The following is a 13584-nucleotide window of genomic DNA, read 5'->3' on the forward strand; positions in this document are numbered from 1 at the left end:
TCAGTAACCAAGCCATATCCACCCAAAAGTTGTCTGACGCATTCGCTTGCTAAAACATCAACAGCAATGGAAGACTTACCTGAACCTGACAGACCGGTGAACGCAACTAAGCGTGTTTTTGGTATCTCAAAGCAAACACCTTTTAAATTATGTGCATGTGCACCATGCACAATAATCCGACCGTGCTGCGGTGTGACAGGTAAATGACATTTACTCGAGGAACATACAAAATTGTGCATACGTGAACTCCTATCATTTTGTTTAGAAGGTGGCATTTTATCAGGTTCTGTCACATTTATAAATCATGGTCTAGCAAAAATCGTAAAACCTCGGATTTTGGACATTATTATGCCATGAGTATAACAAAATTTTCAAAAGTAGAAAAATTATTATTAGCTCCAGTAATTTGTCTTTTTTGAATCATACGAATATTTTCTATACCAGTGATAGTAACCGCAGCAGAACGAAAACTTTTAAAACCAAGTTTCTTGATAAAGCGGTGGTCAAAGCATTCTTTCGTAAAGTATTTAAATATAATGGTCGTCCTGATAAAGTAGTACAGTATCTAACATTATGGGTTGGCTTTAATCAACTTCTTTCTACTATCAATACTTCATTATTGCCTGTTTTAGCTCTTAATTGGCATTTGAGAAAGAAAGGAATGAAGGCAGTTATCAGACCTCCAAACCATTCATTATCAGTTAAATTAGAGCTTGTCCGCAAACTAAGTAATAGAAGTAAATATCCTACGAAGAAGTAATCGACTCATAGCCAAAAAAATTATATTTTCACTAGAATCAGTAAGAAAATCATATTCCTTGGAGAGCCTTCTATTTCTATTTATCCAAGCAAAGCTTCTCTCAACAACCCATCGCCTTGGCTGTACTTTAAACCCAACTTCTCTTGTTGACAATAGTTCTGATGGTGTACTTTTTGGTATCCAAAATCTGCACGCTGGTCGTTTAACAATTTCTAAATCTATGTTATACTTTTCCTTAATGAGACCCTTTAAATCTACTTAAAGTTTTTTTACTAACGTCCACACTAATATAAGTTGTTGCCATATAGAGCCTCATGATTTATATTAATAATAGGATATGCTACAGCAAGGTTTAAACCTTATGACATCCGTTCGTAGTCTTTATCCAAACAGGATGGGTCTTTGCTGAGGTACGAAGTCTTTAAAATTCAAAGCTTCAATTCGAGATACAGTTTACCCATCCTACCACCATATATAACTGATCATGTTATATTTATCATGGCTTTTTTATTGTATGAGTTCGATATGAGACATGGATTTAACATTCTCGATGTTTCGGCACAACTGTTGAAAGTTAAAAAATCGTCTAAGCGCCGTTAGGCGCTGTGGCAATCTTCATGATAGTCAAGACCTCCTTCACAAGATTGCCACGTCGCCGCTTGCAGCGACTCCTCGCTAATAGACGCTTTAAGCCTTACAACAACACTTCGCTAATAGACAATTTTTTAACTTTCAACAGTTGTGATACTCACTCCACCGCTCCTGCTATCCAATCCTCCTGAATTGACTATATCTTAGTTTTTGCTTCTGCACTAAAATTTCTACTTTGTTTCTTTGTCATTCGTTTATCCTAAGTATAATTTTTTATTCTATCTTATTACGAAACAAAACTACATGCTTTTTTATCTAAATTTTTTAGCCCATTATATAAGGAGAGAAAACAAATTCTGACGACAAACTTATCAGGAAGAATCAGTTCGTAGGCACTCTTATTAAACAAAAAGGGCTTTCTTTTTTAAAAGAAAACCCTTTTGTTTGAAGTAATAGATAAGTAAACTTAAAAGATTAGTTTAGAAGTTTACACGAACTTTTAAAGTACCTTGGTGACCAACATATTTACTAGCTAAATATGCATCGTAACCAGCTCCATACTCCATATTACCAGCTTTAGCAGTAACGCCTAAACCAAGGTTAAACAATGTTTTTGCCTCTTTGTCAGATCTAGTAGCAAACGAACTAGTCATACCATCTAATTTAGCACTAACTTTCCCTGAACTACCAAATAACTTTTGCGAAACAAAAGCATGTGCTTCAGGCATCACTGTAATACCGCTAGTATCTACAGAAACTGCAAATCTAGTACCAAGCACAGCTTCAACTTTATTGTTAGTCTTCTTAGCAACGACCTTATTTACGTTGTCTGTACCAGTTTCCTTATAACCTTCATCGCTAGATCCTGTATAACGAATTCCAGCCATCGGTATTAATGACATTGAGTCAGACATTTTAGCATTGTAACCAAATAATACTTGACCACCGTAAGACAGAGAATCATAACTAGCTTTAGCAATTTGCTGACCACTAGCATTACGAGAAGTAGGAACTTTTCTAGGATCGCTATTCTTAATTTTATTTGAACCAAGAGAAACCAAACCTTGTACAAAGAAATTTTTATCAAGTTGTTGTGATCCATAAATAGAGAGCATCACAGTATTAATGTTTGTTTTTTCTCCAATTTTATAATCTTTGTATTTCATATCAGTTCTAACAATACTAACAGCAGCACCGATCATTAGATTTTCGTTTGCTAAAGCATCGAAACCAAGGATTCCACCAACAGATTTCGTTTTATAGCCAACAACACTACCTTCACCCTTCTGAACAGCTTGATTATAGTATGGCATAGCCCATGCACCCATTGATTCACCAGCTACATCATCAGAGCCACTAGCTACAGGTTTTTGTTGATCATCAACTTGGGCAAGTCTTGCTCCCACTAAACTAGCAATCCCAGCATTAGTATGTTCGACAGCATCAGTTACTAGTGCATTCTCAGCATTTGTAATTCTTTTTAGTGCTTCACCACGTACTTTTGGGTCTTGTGATAACGTACCAATATCAGTCATAGCAGCTAATGCCTCACGACCAAGCAAAGCAGCATTTTCCTGATCTTTATCATCACCACCAGCAGCTTTCATATCAGCTGGAGCTACAGTTGCAGCATCATTTAAACGCAACAAGTAAACATCTTTATCATCTTTAGTAGAAACAACCCACTTTGCATATGCTTGATTTGTTGATTTTGCTACTGTTAGAGGACCAAATCGTACATCATTACCTAGAATTAGATTTTTACCATTGCTAATCAACTTGTACTCTTGATCCGCCCCTAATTGAGCTTCATCCTTAACGATTATAGCATTAACTGGTACACTAGCAGCCACCTCTATAGGAGTATTAACTTCTATAGAGCCAAGTTTTCCATCTGCAGTTAAGGTAGTTGCAATAGAAGTTTTAGGACCCCATGTAGAATTTACGTCATTTTGCTTATCTTGGAAGATTAACTTACCAGAGTTCAAATTAATATTGGCATTAACATGTGAAGTACCACTAATTATGTTGTTATCAGCAGTAATTACGATATTTTCAGTACCGAAGTTAACTACTTCTGCATACATAGCAGCATTATTCAAGGTTACTTCTTTATTGCCATTAAATGTTATAGTCTTAAAACGATCATTCTCTGTACCAAGCTTAGTACCAATAATAGTAGCCTTATTTGTGAAGTTAATATTATTACCTACTCCCTTACCGGTTACAGCAGCTGTCAAAATAACACCATCTTTAAACTCAGCTACAGAACCACCTTTATCACTACCAACTTGTAGTCCACCAGCTACTGTTCCACCAGCTGTGTACTTCAATTTGTCATTAATAATAGCATTATTGACATAAGTATCACCAAAGTTTTCGGTATTTACTTCAAAAGTTGCAGCTTTTAAGTTGTGTCCGCTAGAACCTAAACCATAAACCTTATCAGAACCAGCCTTAAAGTTAACAGCACCTTGATTATCAGTTGTAGTTGTTACACCAGCAAAGAAGTCTGTAATAGTAACATTTAAGGTATTATCTCCAGCAAATTGTAGATTAACCAAATGATCCTTATCACCTATATGCTTATTGATAGTGTGATCAATAGCTGATAATATAACTGTAGGTCTAGCGTCTTTAGAACTCAAAGTACTATCAACATTTACATCTTTAAGTTCCATATTTGAAGCTAAAGTTAAGCTTGCAGCAGTTGCAAACTTAATATTGCTAAATTTTAGACCGTTATCACCTACTAATTCAACATCACCACCATGCAATTCTAAGGTAGATATAGCGTTAACAGCAGGGTCATTAGCAGCTGCTGTAGTAGTGAATTTTACACCAGTACCAACACCAGCAGCATTAACAAATTTCAGCGTTCCCTTACCAGCAACATTACCAACAACTGCTTTAGCAGTATAATTACCATCTACAACTAATGTAGATCCGGCATCTGCTAATTCTATATTTCCGCTGAAAAAGCCTTGACCAGATGTAATTGCCTTAACATCAGCATTTACTTTGAGACCTTTAAATTTCCTGTTTGATGTTCCTATGTCACCTTTTAGAGCAGCATCCCCAGCAAAAATTAGATTACTTCCATTAGCTCCATTGGAAGCAGTTATACTATTAGCAGTAATATCATTACCTTTATGAAGAGTAAGAGTCTTATTATCTGCTGTAAACTCGATCTCCTTTACTCCCACATCCTTAGAGGTTGTTGTATTATATAAGGCAACATTCTCACTAACTTTAAATGTAGCTTCCCCTGCATTTGTCAAAGCTCCAAAGGCATATTTAGCATCACCAACGTCCATCTTAACTGTTGACGCATCACCACCAAAATCAATTCCAGCAATATTAACCCATTTATTGGCTGCAGCTATGTCAAAGTTAAGTTTTTGTCCTTTCAGTAATAATTTATCTAGAGGCTTTTTATTATTATTATCAGCAGGATTCATACCAATAGAGCCAACAATCTTTAAAGTACCATCTTTTTTCATTTCAGTTGCATCAATAGTACCGCCACCATTAGCACTTATTGTAGATGTAATGGTTACATCACCTGCTTTATTAGTTAATTTCAATGTTCCACCATCAGTATTACTAAAGATACTAGCAGCATTAATCGTAGCACCACCAACTTTTACTGTTTTATCCTTAGGGATGATAATATTACCAACTGTTCCAGCACCAGCAGCACCAATGTTACCAGTAATTTCAGCATTACCCTCAAACGTTAAATTTGAAGCAGCAGCAGCATTAACATTAGCAGCAACTTCATTAATATTACCGATCAGTTTATAACCATCAGTAAATGTAAAATGTGTATTAGCCGCCCCTCCTTGTAGTTCAGTGACAGCATGCTGTCCTGACAATTTCAGAGTACCAACAGCAGTATTGCGAATTGCAACTAATTTGTTTATTATATCAGCTTTTAATACACCTTCACCTTGAAAAATTATTGTTCCAACTTGAGCTGCACTATTGTTTACGTCAGCATGAAAGTTTCCTTCAAGTGTTTTACCAGCTGCCACAGTAATTGTACTATTAAGTACACCATGGAAATCTGTTGTACCAAGATTACTATTGTCGTTTAGAATTACATTCGACTGTGCTGTTATCATGTTTGTAGCACCCTTATCTCCTACATCAACCTCATTTTCGAAAGTAACAGCCCCACCGCGTAATTCAATATCTTTAGCATATACTTTTCCTTCAATTGTTGCACGAGCACCAGCAGTAGCAGTAACTATGAATTTTTTAGCTCTATTCTCCTTATTTATACCAACTACGGCATTACCTACAGCATGAGGAACAAGAGATCCAGCTGCCGCAGTAGTATTGAAGTGAATTGTACCATCTCCATCTTTATTATTACCACCAAGAGATCCATCCCTAAGTCTAAAGCTAGTAGCCGCACCGTTATCAGAAGTAAGTAACAATGTACCATCACCATTAGTACCAAAGTTGATTCTACTACCTGCTCTCTGTTGTAAGTCCAACGTATTAGCAGCACCACCAGCAGTTGCAGTAGAGTTGAATTCAACAGTACTACCATCAGAGATGTTAATTGTGTGGGCTGTGGCAACTTCTGATTTGCTAAATGTTGTCTTAGCACCAGCATTGTTAATATTCAATGTTACACGGTCACCATTAACAACTGTAAGCTCACCAAACACGATATCTGCAGGAGCAAAAGCAAACCCATCAGCAACTGGACCAGTAGTAATATTAAGGATACCACCCCCCGCCGCATCAAAAGTAACAGCACCTAATAAGCCATTACCAAGACCACCACCAACAAGAGCCCTACTACCAGCAACAACATTACCACCTAAAGTTAAACTGCGACCAGCTGCAACTTGAAAAGTAGCGGGAGCACCACCATTTGTTATAGAGTTGATAGTTGTATCGGTAGTAACTGTACTAAGACCTATATCATGACCACCCAAATCAAGATGTGAAATAGTTTGACCACCAGGAAGGTCAAGATTAGGCGTACGACCATCTGCATCAATTGTTAGACTCGAACCTGAAGTAAACAACACATTCGCATTAGCAACACTCTTATTTAACTGAGCACCTGTAGTAAATACAACAGCGTTTCCTGTTGTCTGCCTAGCCTCTATACGCCCAACAGTAGCACCAGCAAATGCCGTATTACTTCCACCGACTATAACTGAAGCAATAGAAGCAGTCGCTAGCAAGTTTTTCAAAAAACTGCTTTTTTTACTTTTATTATTCATAATTTTTTCCTATTTAAGTTAATTCATTTTCTAAATACAGTTTCTTAGAGCAATTAGTTTCAAAAATTATTTCTGCTCGATGTCATTCCCGTGCAGGTAGAGAAATCTAAAAAAACAGCCTAGCAGACTATATTAAACTTTTCTAGACCCATACTTTCGCAAGGGTAACCATCGAATGCACAGGGATGACCCTACGCAATCATAATACCTTAAAACCTTTTTAGAAATATCTAAACACGCAGCTACTATATATGTAAAAATAATTAATTACAAGCTACTTGACTATTTTTTTTATAAATTTCTATCAACTGTGTTATATTTGAAACAGCTATAGAAATTTGTCATATCATGATAGTTTGACTTACTTGACTCCCAAACTTTCTTCCAAGCACCAAACAAACCGCTGTGCATTTGTGATATAGTCAATTGATGAGAATTTGGTGACGTCGTCTTCGATCGCTCGCCTATTATCTATAGGCTTCGCTCCATCGTTCCTAGCATCAAATCCTCCTGAATTGACTATAAACATAAACAAACTGTTGTGGTGATCTATCAATCTTAAGGTATAGGCTAAAATAAATCCTTCTTTAAACCAGTTTGTTAGAAGACGCGAATTCGGGATAAGAATTAACTAATTCTTATCCCGAATTGAGGTAGAAGGCACAAGTGTTGAAAGTTCAACAAACGTCATTGCGAGGAGACCGTAGGTCGACGAAGCAATCCATATGACAAGCTTCATGGATTGCCGCACTCACATACGTTCGCTCGCAATGACGGTTTAGGGCTGGCAACGCTCATTGCAATGACGTTTGTTGAACTTTCGACAGTTGTGGGGCGTAGTGGACAATTTCAGAACCACGATAGACATAAAATTATTAGTTATTCAAGCACTAACGCTCTATTATTAAAGATTTGTTACTTGATATTGTAAATCCATATTTTTACCATAAAAAGCCATGCAGATTTTTAGTATTTGTTTAACATGTTGATGTTCTTTTATTTTAGTATCATATTTCCTATCAATAATTTGTTGTAGACCAGACCCTGCTATAGTCGTTAAATCTTCTGTATTTTTAGCTATCTTATACTCAATAATAATTGCCTTATCTCCTTTACCAGCTTTGGGGATCATGATTACATCAGGGCATCCATCACCTGATTCTTGCTCACTTGATATTATATAGCTCGGTGCTAACATGTTAACAATCCCTAGCATAAAGCCGCTATAAAATAATTCGGCCTTTTTCTCTCCCACTTGATGAAAACTAGTAGCGTTAAGCAGCAACTCCTGCATTTTGTGTTTAAACTCCTCTATTCTGCCATCTATTAACAAGCTAATAAATGAGTAGTACCTAGAACTATCAATGTTTATTTGTTTGCTAACCCATTGGAGTACTCTTTTTTCGTAAATATATTTTACTTCATAATTAGGAATAGATAGTTCATAAATATCCCTTTCTGGCATCTTAGCATGTGGATTTAAATAGCCACTAAATAACAATAAACTAAACAACCCTTCCGGCTGACCAATGTCCATGAAACTGATATGCTTGGTAATGCTAGAAATGATAGGTTTACCAGCAGCTAATAGCTGAATATCCTGCTGCATTTCATCTGACAATAAGATATGGTCGATCCAACCAGTTCCTCCACTATCTAGCCAGTAATGATCAAGCTTACCTTCACTTGATAAACACATCATAATTGACCAAGGATTATAGATGACTTCTTCCCCAAAATTATAGCCATTATACCAATCCTTAATTTCTGCTGGACTGGTAGTAAGTGGTACTTTAGTTAATAACTCATCTACTTCTGTTTGAGTAAATCCATAGCTACTTGCAAATTTTTTATCTAATAAACTATATTCTTTAACATTATTCAAACCGGAGAATAACTCAGCTTTGGCAATCCGCAAAATTCCTGTAATAACTCCCCGTTCAACTGGTAATTCCTGATCGCCAGTTTCCTTTTTAAAGGTAGATTTCATGATGCCACGAAAAATTTCTAACACTTTCTGAAATTCTGCCTCATTAGTACCAAACCATCTGTAAGCACTATTAATGGGCGTATCATATTCGTCAATTAACACCCAAGGCTTTTTATTATAATGTTTGTACAGCAATCGGCTTAAAATAGCCAAACTATTCTTGATATTGTCTAGAGTTACCTCGCCAAATAAATATTGGTTGAAATCAGCTATCTCACTTATTTTAAGTTTGTTACTATCACTTAAATAGCTATGTGCCTGAAACAATTTCCGTAACTGGCTCTTTACCCCCTGTTTGATATCATGATAGCTTGAACCTTCTACGCTTTTAAAGGTGATGAATATTACGGGAAATTGACCTTGGCGTTTCATTATATTTTCATAAGCCGCTATCTTTAAAGGTTGCAATTTTTTTACTTCGTCAAACCCCAAATCTACTTCTCCTCCAACAAATAATTTATAATTTACTCGCTCTTCTGGCGGTAAAGGATTACCCCTATTATCTAGCTCTATTTCTAGAAAGCATCTGACCATATCCATATTAATACTCTTGCCCCAACGCCTTGGACGAGTAATTAGAGTCACTACACTATTATCCTCTAGCAATTCTTTGATCATTAGGCTTTTGTCAACAAATACATCGCTATTTAATAGTAATGTCTTAAAATCATCAGTACCAACAAACATCCTTAGTTGATAATTAATATTATTTTTGCTCTTTTTTTCTGTCATTGTTTTTACTATTTTTTACTAACTATAATATCATTATACACCTGTTTTATTATCCACTAATAGATTATTAGTAAAATTTTTGCTAATAATACTATTTTTTATCAATATTGAAGTCAAACCTTAACTTCCTTAACTTTTGTATTCTGGTCGAAATTAATTATATATGCCTCTTCTACACCTAATAAGTTAAAATGCACTCGCGTCAGCCGCTTCAAGAGTGCATTTTTCCTTATAACAAAGCCAGTTCGATATAAGAATTATTAATTCTTATATCGAGATTTAGGTTATTTACAGTTGCGACTTTTAAATTACCATGAGGCAAGAGCATACTAAAAAAGTATTAGGGGAATTGCACAGTTGCCAATATAATTAGATTTACGCTAATAATTTATACAAGGATCAATGACTATTTTTTTGACAATCATTATTGTTCTAATGATAGGATGTGCCGCACTGCTTTCAGCTACTGAAACAGCCATCACCGCGTCTTCTCCAGGGAAAATACAAAAATTTAAGGCAAAAGGTGTTAAACGTAACACTGTATTACAAGTTCTAAAGAATAAAGAAAAAGTAATTGGCACATTATTGATTGGTAATACTCTGCTTAATACTGTTTGCACTACCATTGCTACCAGTATATTTATCGACTGGCTAGGTGATGGCGGCACTGTCGCAGCTTCAGCAGTTATGGCTTTCGTGATAATTGTTTTCGGCGAAATAATACCTAAAGCTATTGCTGTAGCAAAAGCAGAACAGTTAGCATTATTCACTTCTCCAGCAATTATATTTTTCCTAAAGCTTTTGAAACCAATTAATTCTATTTTTGAAGTTATAGTTAAGCTGTTCTGTTTTATTTTCCGTATTAATCTACAACAAAATATCTCGGGAACAGAAGAAGTCAGAGGAGTTATTGAACATTATCATCAAGAAGGTAATGTTTATAAATCTGACCGTGACATGTTAGGGGGTATATTAGATATTAGGAAAATGACAGTATCTGAAATTATGATACATAGAAGTAACATAGTAGCCATTAATGTAGATTTGCCTAAAGAGGAGATAGTGAAGCGAGCATTATTATCCAGCCCCCATACAAGAATACCATTATGGAAGGATACTCAGGACAATATAATTGGCGTACTGCACATGAGAGATCTACTCCGGGCTCTTTATGAAAAGAATAACGATGCAAAAAAAATTAATATCAAAGAATTAGTAAATCAGCCTTGGTTCATACCTGACAATGCCTTGGTAACTCATCAACTTCATGCTTTTAGGGAAAGAAAGAGCCATTTTGCCTGTGTTGTTGACGAATATGGTGATCTACAAGGTATTATTACTCTAGAAGATATTCTAGAAGAGATTGTTGGTCCTATTATCGATGAGCATGATTATCCTATTAACACAATTGTAAAAAAATCTGATGTGGAGTTTATTATTGATGGATCTGTAACCATAAGAGATGTAAATAGAGAATTAAATTGGAGTCTACCTGATGATGACGCAAATACCATAGCTGGCTTAATTATCCATAAACTTGAGCGTATTCCCAATCAAGGAGAATCTATCAAGATATTTAATTTAAGTATCACCATTAACAAAAAAATAGGTAACAGACTTGATAGCATAAAAGTCATTATTCTACCAAATAAAGAATCTGAAAGTGATAAGTAGTCTTGGCAATTATTTACAAATATCTGCAATCTTATTCAGCATACTAACAGTTGTTAGTTCTTTATATTTATATCGTTCTGCTACTTTTTTTTTCTACCTTAGTTTCCTGTCAACATTATTATCTTTCTTACTATTAGTATATGGATTTATCATATCAGATTTTTCTGTGCAGAATGTCTTTCTGAATTCTAGTACATTAAAACCTCTTGGATTTAAAATTGCTGCTAGCTGGGCAAGCCATGAAGGTTCTATACTGCTGTGGCTATGTTTGTTGCAGATTATAGGTTTTATTTACATCGCTCTATTCAATAGCCGTCCAACTCAAGTATATCACATAATTATACTAGCACTAATACAAATATTATTTGGTAGTTTTATTTATTTTACCTCTAACCCATTTGACAGCCTATCATTCCGTCCCGCCCAAGGTCTTGGTTTAAACCCTATGCTGCAAGATATTGCACTAATAATACATCCACCTATATTATATTTAGGTTACGTCTGTTACGTCGTACCTTTCACATCTGCTTGCGTAATCCTACTTACGTCTAGTTTAGACTTTGTTAATCTCAGAGCAATTAAAATATTTACCAATTTAGGAATGCTATTTTCAACCTTAGGAATAGCCTTAGGATCATGGTGGGCTTATAGAGAACTTGGCTGGGGAGGGTTTTGGTTTTTTGATCCAGTAGAGAATATTTCCCTGTTCCCATGGCTATCTGCTATTGCTCTACATCATTCAGTCTTGGTAACGATAAAATCTGGACAAATGAAGAATTGGACTATAACCTTATCAATCATCACTTTCTTACTTGTAGTATTTGGTACGTTTTTGGTACGTTCAAGCGTAATCACCTCAATTCACTCTTTTGCATCATCACCTAAGCGAGCAATCTACATGCTAGCAATATTTGCTATCCTCGCTACATCAAGTTTAGTTTTACTCATTCTAAAAGGTCAAAATATCGGTATCCTTCTTCCGACAAAATTAGACAAACCTAGACTTATTATTTGGGGTAGTAGCTTTTTCTTAATAGCCTTAGTAGTATTACTATGTGCCACCATTTACCCCATAGTTTATTCTTTATTATACCAAGAATCTATTACCATTAGCGAAAGATTTTTTATCAATAATTTTATAATCTTTATTATTCCAACGCTTTTACTAGCTGGTATTGCTCAAACAAATAATATAAGAACAAAAAACCTACTAGACTTCTTGCATAAATCAAAAAAACTTTCGGGGTTTTTAGGAAAAACGAAGCCAAACACCGCAGCACACATAGACGATTGTTACGGAGCAAGGCAAGTTTCGAGCGAACAAGAATCACCAACTAGATTGATTTATCCAAGAAGTCTACTTATCCTAGCTTTTTCTTTAGTAATAACTTTTACTAGCTCGTATCAAATTCAGTATGGTTTTATTTCAGCATGTACCATGACATTTTCTCTTTTTCTAATAATACAAAATTGTTATTACATACTAGCAAAAAGTAATTTTTTTAGAAAAAAGCTAAAAGCTACTGCCATGATCTTAGGACATCTAGGTTTTGGATTACTTGTTTTTACTATTACTGTTAATTCATTATTACAGAGCGAAGTAGATTTTATAGGAAAAGTTGGAGACAAGGTAGTATCAGGAAATTTTGAAGTTACGCTCAGAGATATTAGAGTATCATCAGCTCAAAATTATTATCGTCAAATTGCTGAATTTTGGATTCAGGATAAACAGAATAATATCACTATATTAAAGCCTGAAAATAGATTATATATAATAGAAAAGCAGCTATCGCAAGAAAGTAATATATATTCTTATTTAACTTATGATCTTTACGCAGTTCTAAGTAAAATTGATGATGATGTAATTCACGCAAAAATATATTACAAACCAATGATGAGTTTTATTTGGATATCTATTATGCTTATGGCTGGAGGATTCTTAATCGGATTATTGAAAAAATGACAGTTTTCTTCTTAATAAGGCATGGTGAAACCGATTGGGCATTAAACGAAAGGTATAAACTAAAAGGTGCAAGTAGAGATTTACCTTGTTTGACAGAAAATGGCACAAGAGAAGCTAACGAAGTATCTAAAGACCATAGATTAAAAAAAGCAGAAATAATTTTATCTTCTCCTTATACTAGAGCCCTTCAAACTTCTGCAATTATATCAAAAAATATTAACCTAGATATTATTGTTGAATTTGATTTAAGAGAATGGCAACCAGATTTAAATTTTATGATAAAAAATCAATACGAATTAAAAAGTACAATTGAGGATTATGAAAGAAATAATGGGGTATATCCAGCTGGTATTAGTAAAAGATGGGAATCAAAAGAGTTATTAAGTAATAGAGCAAATAACGTATTAAGAAGGTACTTAGATTATAAATATGTAATAGTTGTAACTCATAAACAAGTAATAAAAACTTGGATAAACACTATCAAAATAGATCACTGCTTTATTAATGAGTTAAATATGGTTTAAGTTAATAAAAGAAGTGTTGCTAACTTTCATAGCAACTTTGAGAAAATAAATCAATTTATGGTTCAATTATTATTGACTATTTAATATATTTAGTATATGAT

7 protein-coding genes and 2 pseudogenes are annotated in these 13584 nt (G+C 34.8%); 4 read left to right on the forward strand and 5 right to left on the reverse strand.

Features of this window, described 5'->3' with window-relative positions; genetic code table 11:
* Positions 1–346: 346 nt before the first annotated feature.
* Positions 347–505: pseudogene (locus AAGD53_RS05520) on the reverse strand (IS6 family transposase); the annotation flags it as partial.
* Here AAGD53_RS05520 and AAGD53_RS05525 point away from each other — a divergent pair.
* Entirely contained in the window at positions 500–760 is a 261-nt protein-coding gene (locus AAGD53_RS05525; RefSeq protein ID WP_341762506.1) for a hypothetical protein, read from the forward strand. The pseudogene AAGD53_RS05520 and the gene AAGD53_RS05525 sit on opposite strands and share 6 nt — an antisense overlap.
* Here the strand turns inward: AAGD53_RS05525 and AAGD53_RS05530 are convergent.
* From AAGD53_RS05530 to AAGD53_RS05545, 4 genes and pseudogenes are all read right to left on the reverse strand, one after another.
* Positions 725–1015 (reverse strand): annotated as a pseudogene (locus tag AAGD53_RS05530) (transposase); the annotation flags it as partial. The gene AAGD53_RS05525 and the pseudogene AAGD53_RS05530 overlap by 36 nt on opposite strands.
* Positions 1016–1830: 815 nt before the next feature.
* A complete protein-coding gene (locus AAGD53_RS05535) occupies positions 1831–6600 on the reverse strand; it encodes an autotransporter outer membrane beta-barrel domain-containing protein (RefSeq protein WP_341762507.1) in 4770 nt (1589 codons plus the stop codon).
* Between the two features lie 361 nt (positions 6601–6961).
* Complete coding sequence (locus AAGD53_RS05540) at positions 6962–7129, reverse strand: palindromic element RPE2 domain-containing protein (RefSeq protein ID WP_341762508.1); 168 nt, start codon at positions 7127–7129, stop codon at positions 6962–6964.
* Between the two features lie 375 nt (positions 7130–7504).
* Positions 7505–9322: an AAA family ATPase gene (locus AAGD53_RS05545; RefSeq protein WP_341762509.1), complete on the reverse strand. Its 1818-nt coding sequence runs from the start codon at positions 9320–9322 to the stop codon at positions 7505–7507.
* 402 nt (positions 9323–9724) lie between these two features.
* Between AAGD53_RS05545 and AAGD53_RS05550 the strand changes: the two genes are divergently transcribed.
* From AAGD53_RS05550 to AAGD53_RS05560, 3 genes are read left to right on the forward strand one after another with little or no spacing between them, the layout of a single operon-like run.
* The gene (locus AAGD53_RS05550; protein WP_341762510.1) at positions 9725–10996 is read left to right on the forward strand and encodes an HlyC/CorC family transporter; all 1272 of its coding nucleotides are present in this window, start codon (positions 9725–9727) and stop codon (positions 10994–10996) included.
* The gene (locus AAGD53_RS05555; RefSeq protein ID WP_410521096.1) at positions 10986–12959 is read left to right on the forward strand and encodes a heme lyase CcmF/NrfE family subunit; all 1974 of its coding nucleotides are present in this window, start codon (positions 10986–10988) and stop codon (positions 12957–12959) included. Before AAGD53_RS05550 ends, AAGD53_RS05555 begins: the two co-directional genes overlap by 11 nt.
* The gene (locus AAGD53_RS05560) at positions 12956–13483 is read left to right on the forward strand and encodes a histidine phosphatase family protein (RefSeq protein ID WP_341762511.1); all 528 of its coding nucleotides are present in this window, start codon (positions 12956–12958) and stop codon (positions 13481–13483) included. The genes AAGD53_RS05555 and AAGD53_RS05560 overlap by 4 nt, the downstream gene beginning before the upstream one ends.
* Positions 13484–13584 lie beyond the last annotated feature (101 nt).

This window comes from Candidatus Tisiphia endosymbiont of Melanophora roralis (genome assembly GCF_964026575.1).
Taxonomy (GTDB): domain Bacteria; phylum Pseudomonadota; class Alphaproteobacteria; order Rickettsiales; family Rickettsiaceae; genus Tisiphia.

Bases quoted from the DNA above. Each gene is read 5' to 3' on its own strand.
- AAGD53_RS05535 (WP_341762507.1), bottom strand. From the start codon at position 6,600: ATGAATAATAAAAGTAAAAAAAGCAGTTTTTTGAAAAACTTGCTAGCG.
- AAGD53_RS05540 (WP_341762508.1), bottom strand. From the start codon at position 7,129: ATGTTTATAGTCAATTCAGGAGGATTTGATGCTAGGAACGATGGAGCG.
- AAGD53_RS05545 (WP_341762509.1), bottom strand. From the start codon at position 9,322: ATGACAGAAAAAAAGAGCAAAAATAATATTAATTATCAACTAAGGATG.
- AAGD53_RS05550 (WP_341762510.1), top strand. From the start codon at position 9,725: ATGACTATTTTTTTGACAATCATTATTGTTCTAATGATAGGATGTGCC.
- AAGD53_RS05560 (WP_341762511.1), top strand. From the start codon at position 12,956: ATGACAGTTTTCTTCTTAATAAGGCATGGTGAAACCGATTGGGCATTA.